The organism is Microbacterium sp. A93 (assembly GCF_051842835.1).
On the sequence record NZ_JBPXMT010000003.1, the window covers coordinates 490,569 to 505,058 of the forward strand.

Genomic DNA, 14,490 nt, shown 5'->3' on the forward strand with positions numbered 1-14,490 from the left:
TCCCGTGCCGATCGTCTGACGACACCGTCACAGGGGGCTCGCCTCCCATCCTAGCCCGATGGTCGGCACGATCCCGCGCTTGCCGCGCACAGATGTCCTGCCCACGTCCTGCAGACCTGTACCGAGGCGGCGTCAGGGCCGGGTGAGGACCGCCACGGACTCCATATGGTGCGTATCCGGGTAGAGGTCGAAGACCCGGACCGACTCGGTGACCCAGCCGGCCTGGGCGAGCAGGCCCAGGTCCCGGGCGAAGGACGCCGGGTCGCAGGAGACGTAGACGATCCGGCCGGGGTCCAGCCGGTGGATCCGTTCCACGGCGGCCTTTCCGGCGCCCGCCCGGGGCGGGTCCAGGACCACCGTGTCCACCGAGCGGCCGTCCAGGCCGCCGTCGGCCACGGGCTTCTCGGGATGGTTCAGCCAGCCGCCGAGGATCCGGTCCGTCATACCGTTGAGGACGGCGGCCTGGGTGATGCCGTGCAGGTTGCGCCGTGCGTCCCGACTGGCCCCCGGGGAGGCCTCCACCGACAGCACCAGGCCTACGGGCCCTACGGCCTTCGCCAGGAAGGCCGAGAACAGCCCGGCACCGGCATACAGGTCGGCGACCACCTGGCCCGGCTGCGGCGCGGCGGCCTCCAGCACGGCGTCCACCAGCAGGGTGGGGGCCGAACGGTGGACCTGCCAGAAGCCGTCGCCGGTGATCCGGAACGGGTGCTGGTCCCCGCGGGCAGTGGTGACCTCCTCCTGGGTCCACGTGCGCCCTCGGAGCCGGTGCACCTCGGGGCGGTCCTCCGGGGTCTTGCCCGGCACGGTCAACGCCACGGAGGTGCCCTCCGGCAGTCGGCTCGTCTGGCGGTGCATGCGCCCGCCCAACGATGACGGGTCCGTGCCCTCGGTCGGCGTCAACAGCACCAGGGACGGTTCGCCGGTCCCGGGGGTGGCCACATCCACCCGGGCGATCCCGGTGAAGTCGAGTTCCCAGAGTTTCAGGGCGTCCAGCCCATGGACCCCGAGGGGCATGTTCCGGACCGGGACCAGCACGTTGGAGCGGTGGGCGTGCATGGCCAACCGGCCCGTGGGCGTGACGGCGAAGGCGTTGCGGGTGCGCCAGTGCAGACCGGAGGGCTCATCCCCCTCTGCGCCGGTGACCTGCACGTCCAACTGGATCCCGGCGATCCGCGCCACCGTGTCCCGGAACACCTGGGCCTTGAGCCTGCGCTGGTACGGCAGCACGATGTGTCCGTACTCGGCCCCACCCACGGGCAGCCGGCCTGCGGCGTGGGCACGCAGCGAATCGGCCAGCTTCCACTGATGGGTCCGGCGGAACTCGGAGCCGTGGAGGACCTCGACCGTGTCCGCCCGCCAGAAGCGGGCCCCCTCCCCCGCCTCGGTGACCACGGCCCGGACCACCTCACTGGGGATGGCATGCCGGACGAACACCACCCGGCCCTCGTGACGGGCCACGCAGTGGCCGCCGTGGGCCATGGGCCCGATCTCCAGTTCGAGGATCCGGGGGGCCTCCGGCACCACCGCCGCATCACGGACCTGTGGGCGGGTCCTCTCGGCCTTGCTGGTCTCCCGGGTGGGCGTCATCGTGGCCGGCCTCCTTCAGGGGTCATGGTCTCCGGGATCCTTCCGGCCCGTTTGTCCGGCAGAGATTCGGAACACCTTTGTCCCCGACTCTACTGGTCCGGCCCCGTTCTCGTCTGGCCCAAGGGAGATTCAGGTAGGCGGTGCGTACCGCCACCCGCGCTGGAGAGCTGCCACGGCACGGAGGCGACCATCACCCCGGGCTCGCGGTGCAGCCGGTCCTTGAGGCGTTTGGTCGTCCTGTTGTGCAACAGGCGCTGCCAGCCGCGGGCGACCACATATTCCGGGATGTACACCACCACCAGGTCCCGCGGGGAGGTCCTCCGGTGGGCCCGCAGATGGCGGATCAGGGGTTCGGACATCTCCCGGTAGGGCGAGGCCAGCACGGTCACCGGCACCGGCAGCTCCAGGCGGTCCCAGGCCGCCAACAGCTCCTGCGTCGATCCCTTGTCCAGGTCCACCACCACGGCCTCCGCACTGGAGGGGCGTGAGGCCCGGGCATAGGCCACGGCCCGCAGCGTGGGCCGCTGGACGGACATCACCAGGATGACGGCATGGACGCGGGACGGCAGGGCCCGGGCGTCCTCCGCGGGGGTCAGGTCGAGTTCGGAGGCCACCGCGTCATAGTGGTTCCGGATGCGGGACATCACCAACACCATGACCGCGATGGCCAGGAGCGCGACCCACGCCCCCTGGCCGAACCGGGTCACCAAGACCACGAGCGCCACCAGTGCCGTGACCACGAGCCCCACCAGGTTCACCAGCCGCCGGGTCCGGACCGACTGCCGGGCCCTCGTCCCCGGGGTGTGGGCCAGCTGCCGCCCCCAATGCCGCACCATGCCCAGTTGGCTCACCGTGAACGAGAGGAACACCCCGATCACGTAGAGCTGGACCAGCAGGGCCGTCTGGGCCTGGAACATCCACACGAGCCCCAGCGCGGCCAAGGTCAGCAGCACCACCCCGTTGGTGTAGCCCAGCCGGTCCCCGCGCGTGAGGAGTTGACGTGGCAGATAACCGTCCGCAGCGAGCCGGGACGCCAGTTCGGGGAAGGACTTGAAGGCCGAGTGCCCGGCCAGCACCAGCAGCACGACCACCAGCAGCATCAGGGCCCCGCTCAGCAGGCTGCCGGCCCCGAGGACCGTGTTGGCCAGCTGAGCCAGGACAGGATGCTGCACGTAGTCCGCCGGCACCGGTCCCCCTCCCACGGACTGCAACGCCGCCGGATCCAGGACGAAGACCACGGAGGTGCGGTCCGCCAGGTACATCACCCCGAGGGTGGAGGCCGCGGCGATCAGGCCCATGGTCAGCATGACGAACCGGGCCGTGCGGATGCGGGGATTGACCATGGCCGCCACGTTCGAGGCCGGGACCTCCACACCGGTCGCCAGCGCCGATCCCGAGGAGAAGGCCCGGAGGACGAGCACGGCCATCGCCAGAGGACCCAGCCCCGCCGCGAAGGCGGGATCGGGCACCGGTTCCAGCGCGGCCGACGTCGCCGGTTCCAAAACACCCAGGGCATCCTGGACGAGGCCGGTGACGATCATGCCGAAGAGCAGGACCAACAGGCCGAAGGCCAGGAGGGCGGGGGTCCGGCGTCCGCGACCGGCACCGCGGATGCTCGCTAGGGCCAGAAGCACGACGCCGGCCACCGCCACCGCGGACTCCGCACCTCCCAGCACGGGGAAGACGGCCGTCAGGTAGTGGGACATCGCCGCCACGGACACGGCCACCGTGAACACGAAGTCGAGCATCTGCGCCGCCCCGACCGTCACTCCGGCCCACGGGCCCAGGTTCGCCCGGGAGATGGCGTAGTCCCCGCCCTCCGGGTAGGCCCGGATGGACACCCGGTAGGACAGCACGATGAGCAGCATCACGGCCACCACGGCCACGCCGATCTCGGGGCCGAGGGACAGCGCCGCCGTGCCGCCAAGGGCCAAGGTCAGTAGGATCTCGTCCGGGGCATAGGCGACGGAGGACCAGGCGTTGGCCGAGAACACGGGTAGCGCCGTGAACCGGCCGAGGGGCCGGCGGTTCAGCCGTTCCGTGTCATAGGGCCGGCCCACCACGAGCCGGCGGAGGGATTCCAGGACCGTTGCCACGCCACCACGGTACCCCCGGAAGAGCGCATCCACCGGCGCGTGGCACACTGGACTCGCCGGCCAAGCCGGCAGCACGGCCGCACCCCGCCGGGAGCGACCAATGAGGGCAAGGACCGGGAGGGAATCGGATGGCCCACTTCGTGATCATGGGCTGCGGCCGCGTGGGCTCGTCCCTCGCGCTGACCCTGGAGCGTGGCGGCCACTCGGTGGCCGTGGTCGATCAGGACGAGCAGGCCTTCCGGCGCCTCGGACGGCATTTCGGTGGCCAACGGGTCACCGGCGTCGGCTTCGACCGTGATGCCCTGACCAAGGCCCGCATTCAGGATGCCTATGCCTTCGCCGCCGTGTCCTCCGGGGACAACTCGAACATCATCGCGGCGCGGGTGGCGCGGGAGACCTTCGGTGTGGAGCACGTGGTGGCCCGGATCTATGATCCCGGCCGCGCGGAGATCTTTCAGCGGCTCGGGATCCCCACCGTGGCGGCCGTGCGCTGGTCCACCGATCAGGTGCTGCGCCGCATCCTGCCGGATGCTGATCTGTCCGGCGACTTCCGGGACGCCTCGGGGCGGATCGTGATGGCGGAGGTGCGGGTCTCGCCCGGATGGATCGGGCGCCGCCTGTCCGAGCTGGAGGCCGAGGCCGGCCTCCGGGTCGCCTTCCTCACGAGGATGGGCGAGGGGACCGTGCCCCGGGCGGACACCCTGTACCAACAGGGAGACATCGTGCATGCCGTGCTGTCCGTGGCCGGGCAGGACGAGTCCGAACGCATCCTGGCCGCCGACCCGCCGACCGGCACGGACCGGTGGGACGAAGAGCATGACGGGAACAGCGGGGGGCACGGGGTGGTGCAGAGGTGAGGGTCGTCATCGCCGGATCCGGATCCGTGGGTTCCTCGATCGCCCGTGAGCTGCTCGCCAACGGGCACGAGATCCTGCTCGTGGACACCAAACCCGAGGTGGTCTCCCGGTCGGGTCTGCGCGGCGTCAAGTGGCTCATCGGGGATGCCTGTGAGCTCGCGGTGCTGCAGGAGGCCCACCTCGAGACGGCGGACGTGCTTGTGGCCGCCACGGGAGATGACAAGGCCAACCTGGTGGTCTCCCTGCTGGCGAAGTCCGAGTTCGGGGTCGGACGGACGGTGGCCCGCGTCAACAACCCGAAGAACGACTGGCTCTTCGACGAGTCCTGGGGCGTGGATGTGGCGGTGTCCACCCCGCGGATCATGACCGCCCTGGTGGAGGAGGCCGTGGAGACGGGCGACCTCGTGCGCCTGTTGACCCTGAAGTCCGGACAGACCACCCTCGTGGAGTTCACCGTCCCCAGCAGCCACTGGACCGACGGGCGTCGACTGGGTTCGGTGTCCTGGCCTGCGGATGTCTCCGTGGTGTCCATCATCCGCGACACCCGGCCCATCACCCCGAGCGACGACGACGTCCTGGAGGCCGCCGACGAGGTGTTCTTCCTGACCACCGTGGAGTCCGAGGAACGCCTGCGCGGGCTGCTCGTGGCCGAGGACGGTTCATAGCCGGGGCTCCCCTCGCGGCGTGGCCCTCGCCGGTAGCCCCCGCCCGGCTGAGTAGCCCCGGACCGGGTGAGAACGCCTTCTCAGATCTTGTCCACAGGCTGACGGGCAGTCCTTTACCGTGTCCGGGGCACGGCTTAGAGTAGTACACATGTTCGAAGACGCGGATCGTGCTCCAAGGGTCACCACCCTCCACGGCCGCGCCCCCGTGGGCTCAACCACCCCCGCCGCTCCCACGGACCCAGCTATTCCCCACATTCCTGCCATTCACGCGACCGCCGCCGCACCTGCCGCGCCTGCTGTCCCTGCCGCCCCTGCCGCGCCTGCTGTCCCTGCTGTCCCTGTTCTGGAGGACGCCCGGGACATCATCGCCCTGCGGGAATCCCTGGCCGGCATGGTCCCGGCAGCCTCCCCGGCCGCACTCCAGACCGCCAGCACTGCCAGCACTCCCGCCGTTCCCGCTGACCGCAGCACTCCTGACACTCCTGACACTCCTGACACTCCTGTGGGTCGTACTCCGGCGGGTCGGTTCGGGCCGACCGCGGAAGAACTGGCCGCCGTGACCTGCGAGGCCGAGGCCATCCACCGCATCCGCGTCCTCGAAGACCTCAAAGCCGCCTGCGCCGCCGCCCAGGCCCGCGAAACCGCAGCCCTGCACCAGCACCGGATCCTGGACGAGGCCGCCCGCGGCATCCCCACCTCCCGTCGCGGGCTCGGACTGGGCTCCGAGATCGGCCTGGCCCGTCGCCAGAGCCCGCAACGCGGCAGCAACCACCTGCGGCAAGCCCGCCACCTCACCGAAGACCTGCCGCACACGCTCACCGCCCTGCAAACAGGTCAGATCAGCGAGGAACACGCCGCCACCGTGGAACGCCACACCCACTGGCTGCCCGCCCCGGCCCGCCGCCACGTCGATGCCGTCTTGGCCGAGCGGCTGCCGGGTCTGGGGATCCGTGAACTCACCCGCCAGGTCCAGGCCCTGGCCCACCAGCAGGACCCCGAAGCCGCCGCCGAACAATACGACCAAGCCGTGACCACCCGACACGTACGCATCAAACCGGCAGAACACGGGATGGCCTACCTCACCGCCCTACTGCCCGCCCTGGAAGCAGCAGCCTGCTTCAACGCCCTCACCGACCAGGCCGCCACCACCGTGGCCTCCGGAGAAGCCGGAGGACGCAGCCCCCAACAAGTCCTGTCCGATGTCTTCGTCGAACGCCTCACCGGCCGCACCCCCGATGAGGCCTCCCCAGTGGAGATCCAACTCATCATGACCGACACCACCCTGCTCGCCGGCAGCAACGACCCCGCCTGGATCCCCGGCCACGGACCCCTCCCCGCCACCACCGCCCGCACACTCCTCACCGACGGCACCGTAAACCCCGCAGACCCCCACCCACGCCGGGAGGCCGAGGCCCGCGTGTTCCTGCGCCGGCTCTACACCTGCCCCGAGACCGGACAACTGGTGGCGATGGAATCCCAACGCCGGGAGTTCACCGGAAAACTCCGGAGCATGATCATGCTCCGGGACAACACCTGCCGCACCCCGTACTGCGGGGCCCCGATCCGACACGTCGACCACGCCACCCCCTACCGAGACGGCGGACCCACCAGCTACGCCAACGGCTCCGGACTCTGCGAACGCTGCAACTACACCAAAGAACACCCCGGCTGGAAACATCAAGCCACACCAGACCAACTCCACGTCACCACCCCCACCGGCCACAACTACACCAGCCGACCCCGACCCCTCACCACCCCACCCCACACACCAGAGACCACCGAAACACCAGTGCCCCCTGAGAACCACGAACCAGGACCCCAGCATGCATATGGGCCACGTGGGCCACGGCCACGCGACATCCCCTGCACCACCGACACCCACGTCACCGCACCAGTGACCGTGAGACTGCCACCGAGACTGCCACCGCCCTCACCACCCACGACCACAACCCGACCCCACCCCGACGCCTCGACCTCGCCTGGCCCCCACATCACCGAAGCACCACGGCAGCCACGGGTGACACGGAGACCCCGGAGACCTTGGAGACCCCGGCAACCCAGGTGGAGCACGCCCGGGCCGCCTCGATGAGAAGATCGTGAAACCCTCGTACTCCCTGAAGAGCGGAACGGGCCCCGGCGCTACTGCCGAGGCCCGTTTCCACACCCAGGCAAAGCCCAGGCGACAGAGGGTTCATCTATCTAGGTGCGGGGTTTACTCGCGGACACCAGCCAGCCGAGCCACAGGGCCAGCGCGTAGAGGGGTAGCCCCATGACCAAGCGGGCCGTCCCCAACGCCGTCAGCAGATCAGCGAGGTACAGCGGCACCTGGACCACCAGGCGCAGTCCGAGTGCGGTCACCAGGATCCAGGTGGCCAGCGCATACCGACGCCGTCGTCCGGGGTGCTGCCGCCACTGGAGTCCCTCATTACGGACCATCCCGAACACCAGGCCCAAGAGGGGCCAGCCGACGAACACGGACGCCGAGAGGGCGAGGATGTAGACCGCGTTGGTGACGAATCCCCACAGGTAGTAGTCCCGGGCCTCGCCGGTGTTCAGGGCCACCACCACGCACAGGGCCACGGCTGCCAAACCGGCCAGCGCCTGGACGGGGCTCTGGCGCTGGATGAACCGGAGCGCGCTGAACACGGCCGCCACCGCCACGGCGGCGATGCCTGCGCCCCACAGGTCTTCGGTGATGATGAAGGCCACGAGGAACACCGCCGACGGCAGTACCGATTCCGCCAGTCCGCGCCAGCCGCCGATCGTGGCGAGGACGTCGATCTGGCCGGTGTCCGTCACAGCCGTGCCGGCACCGACCTTGCGCAACGCCGCGTCCAGCTGGGACGGCGTCTCCTCGGGGGTCCTCCCCCGGGGCGTCTGGTCGTCGGCAGACTCAGGATCGGTGCTCATGCGGTGCTCCTGCCAGCAGTTCGTATCGGGGGTTGTAGACGGTGGGGACGTCTTGGTGGACAGAGAGGAATCCCTCGATGCGGAGCCACCGTCCAGCCGTGATCCCCGGTACCCGGCGCTGACCGATCCAGACCAGACGGATCCGCTCCCCGCCGGCGGAGATCTTTCCGGGACTCGGCGCCTGTGTCACCAGGTCCACCGCGAACCGGGCCGGCGCCCCCTGGTCCTGAAGCCGCACCGCCGCCACCATGCCCTCCCGGTGGACCGTGGCCCCATGGGCGCCGCTGCGGGCTGCCGGGTTGCCTTCGGAGCCGGTCGGCGGAGTGATCACGACCGGATCAGCGGACTTCCGTGATTTCCGGTCCGCGCTCGGGTGCCGGCGTGGTGCGCCCGGTCTGCTCTGCTGGGCCGGTCTGGCTGGCCTGGCCGGACTGGCTGGCCCCCGCCGTCGGGCTGGCCTGACCCGGCTGCGGCACGGGACGCATGTTCTCCGGCGGCGTGAGCGGGAGCAGCTCCCTCGGCGGGTGGGGGTCGTCCCCGCGCCGGACCACGATGCGGGAGAACAGGTCGTTGATGGCGCTGGCCGCCTCATCCTTGAACGCGGCCTCACCGCCCACCACGCCGCGCAGGAACCAGCGGGGGCCGTCGACGCCCACGAACCGAGCCACCCGCCATCCGGGCGAGCCGTCCGGCATGGCGGCGGGAATGCGGGCGGCGACCTCGGTGCCGAACGCCCCCTCCTGCTCACCCACCTGGGCTCCCTCGGTGGCCGCCACCGACTCGAGGATCTCGGCCCGGATCTCATCCCAGAGGCCGCCGGAACGCGGGGCGGCGAAGGCCTGGGCCTGGATCGAGGACTGTCCGAGCTGAAGGGTGACACCGATGATGCGCTTGGTCGATTCCTCCAGGTCGAGCCGGACCTTCAGGTCCTGGACCATCGGGATCCGCAACGACCCCACGTCGAGGTAGCCGTCCGTCTCGGGGCGCTCGGTGATGTCGAAGGGTCCGGTCGCCTCGGGGACCGGTTCGGCGCCGGCCTGATCCCGGGAGTCCTGGAGTTCCTCCGGAAGCACGACCGTTTCGGTCTTGACGTTCCGGTTACGTCCGAAGATCATGAGCCTGCCTGCCAATCCGTGTCATGCATGGGAAGTAGTCGTTCAAAGCCATTCAGAGCGGCCAGTCCAGCTTAGGTCAGCGCGACGCCCGCGTTGAACCGTCCTGCCCCGCGCTGAACCCGCCCGTGGATCCGAAGCCAGCCACACCGCGGTCGGAGGCCGGCAGCGCGTCCACCACCACGAAGTCGGCCTGGGCGACCCGCTGGATGACCAACTGGGCGATCCGGTCTCCCCGTTGGAGATGGACGGCCTCGCTACGGTCCGTGTTCAGCAGGGGTACCTTGATCTCGCCCCGATAGCCGGCGTCGATGGTTCCGGGAGCGTTCACCAGACTGAGGCCATGCCGCACCGCCAGCCCGGAGCGAGGATGCACCAGGCCGACGAACCCCTCGGGGAGGGCCAGCGCCACCCCGGTCGGCACCAGGGCCCGCGCGCCAGGCTCCAACACCACATCCACGGTGGTTCGCAGGTCGGCACCGGCATCGCCCGGCAAGGCATAGCTGGGAGGTTCGATGCCGTCGTCGAGCATGGTCAGGGCCACCGCCGGACGCTCGATGGGGGCGGGTACGACGGGGAGATCCTGGGGAACTGCTGGCTGATTCACGCGGCCACTGTACTGCAGATCCCGTGCATCACCCTGACCGGGCACCTGCGGGCCCGATTCACCCTGCCACGCCAAACATGGGATTCTAGGGGGTATGCATGATTCCTCCGCCTCCGCCCCGGCAGCCCCAGTCCTGTACGAGGAGAAGCTGCGGCCCTCACCCTGGATCTGGTTGATCGCCGTGATGATCTCCAGTCTGTCCATCCTCGTCTTCGTCCCGATCGGAGTGGAGATCGGGTTGATCGCGGCCGTGGTGGTGTTCGCCATCATCGCCCTGCTGCTGACCGTCTCCACACCGAAGATCGTGGTCACCGAGAGGACGCTCCAGGTGGGCCGCGCCGGCATCGAACGCCAGCACGTGGGGCTCGTGACCGGTTATCGGGGCGACGACGCCACCCACCAGCGCGGCCCCGCGCTGCACGGCCTGGCCTTCATGTGCCTGCGCGGATGGATCGACCCGGTGGTCCGCATCCAGATCGACGACCTACGCGACCGGACCCCGTACTGGCTGACCAGCACCAGGAATCCCGAGCAGCTGGCCGAGGTGCTGGGCGGCACCATGGCCCGTGAGGCCGACGCCGAGGACCACCCGGGCGCCGCTGCCTAGACACAAGCCGACGGCTCCGGCACAGGACACCCCGGCACAGACACCGCAGGCCGGCCAGGTTGCCCTGGCCGGCCTGCGGTGTCTGAGAGGTGTCTGAGACGTCTTCGGTACTGAGGGTGAGATCAGCCCTCGCAGTCAGTGCAGAACAGCAGGCCGTTCTTCTCCTTGGCGACCTGCGAGCGGTGGCGCACGAGGAAGCAGGAGGCACAGGTGAACTCGTCGGCCTGGGCGGGAAGCACCCGGACCATCAGCTCCTCACCGGAGAGGTCGGCGCCGGGGAGCTCGAATCCCTCGGCTGCCTCCGCCTCATCCTCATCCACCACAGCGGACTGCGTGTCCGTGCGGCGGTTCTTCAATTCCTCAATGGAGCTCTCGTTGGGCTCGTCGTCGTTCTTGCGTGGCGCGTCGTAATCGGTGGCCATAAGGGGTGTGTTCACGCTCCGCTGGTGTGGCCGGAGGGGACCGACCGTGGGTGGGATGTTGCCAAGATGACGCCGGATTCCTCGGGGGACAGCTAGGGGAACCGGCCGCGAAAACCTCTGGTGGCGGGCCCGCCGGGCCCGTCTGTGGTCTGCGCGTCGTGGAGATTGTTCCCCACACCCGGGCAAAAGCCAAATCGCTGAGAGCGGACACGGGGCATGGATCCACGCCACACCGAGGGCGCGTGGTGCACACCGACCCATAATCGTGGCAAAGTCGGGGTGAGAGTGGGTCAACGGGCCCTAGTCGACCGTGGAGGACAGACATGCAGGAACTCCGTCTCGTTGGTGTCCAGGAGGATGGTGGACACCTGCTGCTCAGCAACGAGGCCGGTGAGGAGTTCTCCCTGCCGGTGACCGAGGCCTTGCGGTCCGCGGCGACCCGCCCCATCGGCCGACCCTCCGCCCAGGCCGCAGACGCCGCCCAGGGGGTGCTGACACCCCGGGACATCCAGGCCCGCATCCGTGCCGGAGCGACGGCCGAGCAGGTCTCCGCCGAGTCCGGCGTGGATCTGGACCGCGTGCGCAAGTACGAGGGCCCTGTGCTGGCGGAGCGTGATTGGATGGCGCATCAGGCCCGTCGGGTGGAGGTTGCAGCTCCCCAACCCGGTCATGACCTGTACCGCAGCACCTTCGGTGAGGAACCGGCCCTGCTGGCTGACATGGTTCGCCACCGGCTGACCTCTCTGGGCATGGATCCGGCGACCTCCCATTGGGATGCCTGGCGCAACGCGGAGGGATCCTGGACCATCACCCTCGATTTCTCCACCGACGGCCTGGAGGGATCCGCCTCCTCGATCGGTGACCGCCCGCCGGCCCGCTGGTCCTACCGCCCCTCCAGCCAGCACCTGGACAACCAGAACCGCTGGGCCCAGGTGCTCTCCGAGCTCGACCCCCTGGACGGGCCCTTCGGCGGCCGGCGGCTCTCCGCCGTCGGGGACCGCCCCTTCAACGTGGAGGAGGACGAGGACCCGGCTCCGCCTGCAGGGTCCCGCACCCCGCGCGCTGCCTTGGACCAGGACTCGCAGGATGAGCTGCTGGACGTGCTGCGGGCCCGCCGCGGCCAGCGCCTGGGCGTGGACGAGGACGGAGATGACGAGCTGGCCCTCATGCTGACGCGTGACGAGCAGCCCATCAGGGACCAGGACCGGCCACGGCTGACCGTCGCCTCGGCCCCGGCCCACGACGGAGACGGCGCCAGTGACGGCGCCGAGGACCGCACTGGTGACACCACCGAGACCGATCGTGACGACTGGACGGCCGCTGAGGTCGAGTACACCGATCCGGCGGCGGACCGGGACGGCGAGGACGAACCGGACGCCGACCCCGCCGACCCCACCGATCACGACCCCGGCAGTGCGGCGGCTGCCGAGGACACGGTCCCCGAGACCCTGCCGGGGCAGATCGCGCTGGACCTCGGGGCATCAGACCCCTCGGCAGGATCCGAGTCCTCGACGGGCTCCGACAAGGGCCGCGGCCGGTCCCGTAAGCCGGGCGGGCGCACGGCCGGCGCCAAGTCGAAGCGTCCCTCCGTGCCCAGCTGGGATGAGATCGTCTTCGGCCGCAAGGGCGACTGAGCGCCCGGCCGTCAGTTGGTGCGTCGGTCAGCGCCGTGGCCGCTGCAGGAACAACAGCGGGACCTCACGTTCGGCCCGGGTGGGCGATCCGTGGTGTCCCACCATCTCGAAGACGGCCGGCGACACCCGCCGGCCGTCATACAGGGCCACCGGGCCGTGGGCGGCCACGATCAGATCGCCCAGCCGGGGAGCCACCCGGGCGGACACCTCCCCGAACCAGCCGGCCTCGACGGCCTCGCGGCGCGTCAGGATCCACGTCTGGTCCCCGAAGGCGGATCGCCAGGCGGCCGTGGTCCTCTCGCGCACGGCCGGGGAGGCATCCGCGGCCCAGTGCAGCTGGACGAACCGCGGTTCACCCGCGGTGTGCCGGATCCCGTCCACCAGTCCCGGCAGCTCGGCATAGTCGATCCGGCCGGCCTCGGGCACATCGACCATCCCGTGGTCTCCCGTGAGCAGCAGCACCGTGTCCTTCGGCAGGGCGGTGCTGAGGCGGCGGGCGGCGCCGTCGATCTCCTCGAGGGCGTAGAGCCACTGCTCCGAGCCCAGCCCGTGCTGGTGACCGGCCTTGTCCAGTTCGTTGAGGTAGAGGTAGAGCAGCACGGGCCCGGAGGCCGCGTGCAGCTCCTCCTTGGTCTTCTGGAACCGCGCCTGCAGGGTCCTCGCCCCCACGAAACGGGAACCGCGCAGGGATGCCGTGGTCAGGGCCGAGGACTCGAAGGCCGGCAGGGACACGGTCACGGCCTCGACACCCGGATCGTCGAAGGCTGAGACGGGTCCTTCGGGCCGTCCCGAGGCCTCCGGCCGGGTGGCGGCGAGCCGCTCGAAGACCGTGGGGTGCGGCTGCCAGGCCCGTGGCTCGGTCTGCGGGTCCCAGCCGCCGAGCTGGTTGATGACGGTGTCCCGGTCCGGGTCCAGCACGTCGTACCCCACCAGTCCATGCTGACCCGGCGCCAGACCGGTGCCGAGGCTGGACAGGGAGGCGGCCGTCGTCGTGGGATAGGCCACCTGGAGGGTCCCGGAGTCCCGGTCCAGCACGGATTTCAGGAACGGGGCGTGGCCCGCGTAGCGCTTCAACAGCGCCTTGCCCAGGCCGTCGACCATCACGACGGCGGCGCGCCGGGTCCGCGGCAGCTGCAGGGTGTTCGTGAAGTCGGCGGCGCCCAGGGCGGCGGCGGCTGAGGTCAGGACTCCGGCGAGGTTCCGGCCGGCGTAGGCGGGACCCGCGGGGATCGGTGCTGCGGAACTCACCGTCCGGACCGGCCCCCGGGATCCTGGACGGTGGCGCGGCGCAGCTCGCGGTAGAACGCCAGGGCCTGGTTCACGGCCTGTTGCCCTTCGGCCTCGGCCGCCACCCGCAGCACGAGGTCCTCGCGCGTGGAGGTCCCGGTGTAGCCGTGGTCGGCTTCGCAGTTCGGGTCGCCGCAGGCGGCGGGGGCCAGGTCCAAGCGTTGCCCCCCGGCCCAGGTCACGGAGAGGGTGACCTCGGCGATGGGGTCTCCGCGCCGGAAGGTCTGCGGCTGCGGGTGCATGGTGGTGGCCACCACCGAGTCGATCCGCCACAGGGGCACCATCTCGGTGGAGACCTGGGCCATCACCTGCTCGCCGGCCTCGTCCATGGCGTGGTCGTCCAGGTGGAGGGCGGCCATCACCTCCCCGGCCAGGGCGAGGACGGTGATGTGACGGTGGATCTCGTCATAGTCGAAGTGAGTGTCCACGTGGACGAGGTGGCTGGTGACCTCCCGGCCGTCCAGCACCGAGTCCAGGACGTCGGCCACGAGCTCCGGGTAGAACCCGGCCCGCTCGATGTCCGATCCGAGGGTGGGCCCCTCGGTGCCCGGGGTGCTGGGCGCGGGGGCGGTTGGCCGCCGGGCGGCCTCCTGTTCGGCACCGGAGGCGGAGTTGCCGTTGCCCGAGGAGTGATGCCCCGAGGGGTGCTGGCCCGAACCGGGGTTCCTGCGCAGTGGAGTCATGACTCCATGCTATCGGCAGC

Annotated in this window: 14 protein-coding genes; 5 read left to right on the forward strand and 9 right to left on the reverse strand. The window is 70.4% G+C overall.

Annotation, left to right across the window (positions count from 1 at the left end):
- Positions 1-132: 132 nt before the first annotated feature.
- Together ACSU1G_RS10300 and ACSU1G_RS10305 are read right to left on the reverse strand one after the other, a co-directional pair.
- A complete protein-coding gene (locus tag ACSU1G_RS10300; protein WP_439279826.1) occupies positions 133-1,590 on the reverse strand; it encodes a class I SAM-dependent RNA methyltransferase in 1,458 nt (485 codons plus the stop codon).
- Between the two features lie 89 nt (positions 1,591-1,679).
- Entirely contained in the window at positions 1,680-3,686 is a 2,007-nt protein-coding gene (locus ACSU1G_RS10305; protein ID WP_439279827.1) for an APC family permease, read from the reverse strand.
- Between the two features lie 128 nt (positions 3,687-3,814).
- Between ACSU1G_RS10305 and ACSU1G_RS10310 the strand changes: the two genes are divergently transcribed.
- The 3 genes from ACSU1G_RS10310 to ACSU1G_RS10320 all read left to right on the forward strand — a co-directional run bounded on the left by ACSU1G_RS10310 (position 3,815) and on the right by ACSU1G_RS10320 (position 7,297).
- The gene (locus tag ACSU1G_RS10310; RefSeq protein WP_439279828.1) at positions 3,815-4,543 is read left to right on the forward strand and encodes a potassium channel family protein; all 729 of its coding nucleotides are present in this window, start codon (positions 3,815-3,817) and stop codon (positions 4,541-4,543) included.
- On the forward strand, positions 4,540-5,208 hold the full coding sequence (locus tag ACSU1G_RS10315; RefSeq protein WP_439279829.1) for a potassium channel family protein: 669 nt from the start codon (positions 4,540-4,542) through the stop codon (positions 5,206-5,208). Before ACSU1G_RS10310 ends, ACSU1G_RS10315 begins: the two co-directional genes overlap by 4 nt.
- Positions 5,209-5,356: 148 nt before the next feature.
- The gene (locus ACSU1G_RS10320) at positions 5,357-7,297 is read left to right on the forward strand and encodes a DUF222 domain-containing protein (protein WP_439279830.1); all 1,941 of its coding nucleotides are present in this window, start codon (positions 5,357-5,359) and stop codon (positions 7,295-7,297) included.
- A 110-nt stretch (positions 7,298-7,407) separates the two neighbouring features.
- Here the strand turns inward: ACSU1G_RS10320 and ACSU1G_RS10325 are convergent, their stop codons facing one another.
- The 4 genes from ACSU1G_RS10325 to dut form a co-directional block, all read right to left on the reverse strand.
- Positions 7,408-8,118 (reverse strand): DUF3159 domain-containing protein, encoded by a 711-nt coding sequence (locus ACSU1G_RS10325; protein WP_439279831.1) that lies wholly within the window; start codon positions 8,116-8,118, stop codon positions 7,408-7,410.
- Positions 8,102-8,449, reverse strand: a complete 348-nt coding sequence (locus ACSU1G_RS10330; protein WP_439279832.1) for a hypothetical protein — start codon at positions 8,447-8,449, stop codon at positions 8,102-8,104. Before ACSU1G_RS10330 ends, ACSU1G_RS10325 begins: the two co-directional genes overlap by 17 nt.
- 7 nt (positions 8,450-8,456) lie before the next feature.
- Complete coding sequence (locus ACSU1G_RS10335; protein WP_439279833.1) at positions 8,457-9,233, reverse strand: DUF3710 domain-containing protein; 777 nt, start codon at positions 9,231-9,233, stop codon at positions 8,457-8,459.
- Between the two features lie 76 nt (positions 9,234-9,309).
- Positions 9,310-9,762 carry a dUTP diphosphatase gene (gene dut / locus ACSU1G_RS10340; protein ID WP_439279959.1) on the reverse strand — a complete coding sequence of 151 codons (453 nt, stop codon included), beginning with the start codon at positions 9,760-9,762 and terminating at the stop codon, positions 9,310-9,312.
- A gap of 169 nt (positions 9,763-9,931) precedes the next feature.
- Between dut and ACSU1G_RS10345 the strand changes: the two genes are divergently transcribed.
- A complete protein-coding gene (locus tag ACSU1G_RS10345; RefSeq protein WP_439279834.1) occupies positions 9,932-10,444 on the forward strand; it encodes a DUF3093 domain-containing protein in 513 nt (170 codons plus the stop codon).
- Between the two features lie 122 nt (positions 10,445-10,566).
- Here ACSU1G_RS10345 and ACSU1G_RS10350 read toward each other — a convergent pair whose 3' ends face one another.
- A complete protein-coding gene (locus ACSU1G_RS10350; RefSeq protein ID WP_439279960.1) occupies positions 10,567-10,866 on the reverse strand; it encodes a DUF4193 domain-containing protein in 300 nt (99 codons plus the stop codon).
- 323 nt (positions 10,867-11,189) lie between these two features.
- Between ACSU1G_RS10350 and sepH the strand changes: the two genes are divergently transcribed.
- Positions 11,190-12,500, forward strand: a complete 1,311-nt coding sequence (gene sepH / locus ACSU1G_RS10355; protein WP_439279835.1) for a septation protein SepH — start codon at positions 11,190-11,192, stop codon at positions 12,498-12,500.
- A gap of 27 nt (positions 12,501-12,527) precedes the next feature.
- Here the strand turns inward: sepH and ACSU1G_RS10360 are convergent, their stop codons facing one another.
- Both ACSU1G_RS10360 and ACSU1G_RS10365 read right to left on the reverse strand, forming a co-directional pair.
- A complete protein-coding gene (locus tag ACSU1G_RS10360) occupies positions 12,528-13,748 on the reverse strand; it encodes an alkaline phosphatase family protein (RefSeq protein ID WP_439279836.1) in 1,221 nt (406 codons plus the stop codon).
- Positions 13,745-14,470, reverse strand: a complete 726-nt coding sequence (locus ACSU1G_RS10365) for a DUF5998 family protein (protein ID WP_439279837.1) — start codon at positions 14,468-14,470, stop codon at positions 13,745-13,747. The genes ACSU1G_RS10360 and ACSU1G_RS10365 overlap by 4 nt, the downstream gene beginning before the upstream one ends.
- Between the last annotated feature and the right edge of the window lie 20 nt (positions 14,471-14,490).

What these genes read in the sequence shown, in the direction of transcription:
- ACSU1G_RS10300 (WP_439279826.1), bottom strand. Translation starts at nt 1,590, where the DNA reads ATGACGCCCACCCGGGAGACCAGCAAGGCCGAGAGGACCCGCCCACAG.
- ACSU1G_RS10310 (WP_439279828.1), top strand. Translation starts at nt 3,815, where the DNA reads ATGGCCCACTTCGTGATCATGGGCTGCGGCCGCGTGGGCTCGTCCCTC.
- ACSU1G_RS10320 (WP_439279830.1), top strand. Translation starts at nt 5,357, where the DNA reads ATGTTCGAAGACGCGGATCGTGCTCCAAGGGTCACCACCCTCCACGGC.
- ACSU1G_RS10325 (WP_439279831.1), bottom strand. Translation starts at nt 8,118, where the DNA reads ATGAGCACCGATCCTGAGTCTGCCGACGACCAGACGCCCCGGGGGAGG.
- ACSU1G_RS10335 (WP_439279833.1), bottom strand. Translation starts at nt 9,233, where the DNA reads ATGATCTTCGGACGTAACCGGAACGTCAAGACCGAAACGGTCGTGCTT.
- dut (WP_439279959.1), bottom strand. Translation starts at nt 9,762, where the DNA reads ATGCTCGACGACGGCATCGAACCTCCCAGCTATGCCTTGCCGGGCGAT.
- ACSU1G_RS10345 (WP_439279834.1), top strand. Translation starts at nt 9,932, where the DNA reads ATGCATGATTCCTCCGCCTCCGCCCCGGCAGCCCCAGTCCTGTACGAG.
- ACSU1G_RS10350 (WP_439279960.1), bottom strand. Translation starts at nt 10,866, where the DNA reads ATGGCCACCGATTACGACGCGCCACGCAAGAACGACGACGAGCCCAAC.
- sepH (WP_439279835.1), top strand. Translation starts at nt 11,190, where the DNA reads ATGCAGGAACTCCGTCTCGTTGGTGTCCAGGAGGATGGTGGACACCTG.
- ACSU1G_RS10365 (WP_439279837.1), bottom strand. Translation starts at nt 14,470, where the DNA reads ATGACTCCACTGCGCAGGAACCCCGGTTCGGGCCAGCACCCCTCGGGG.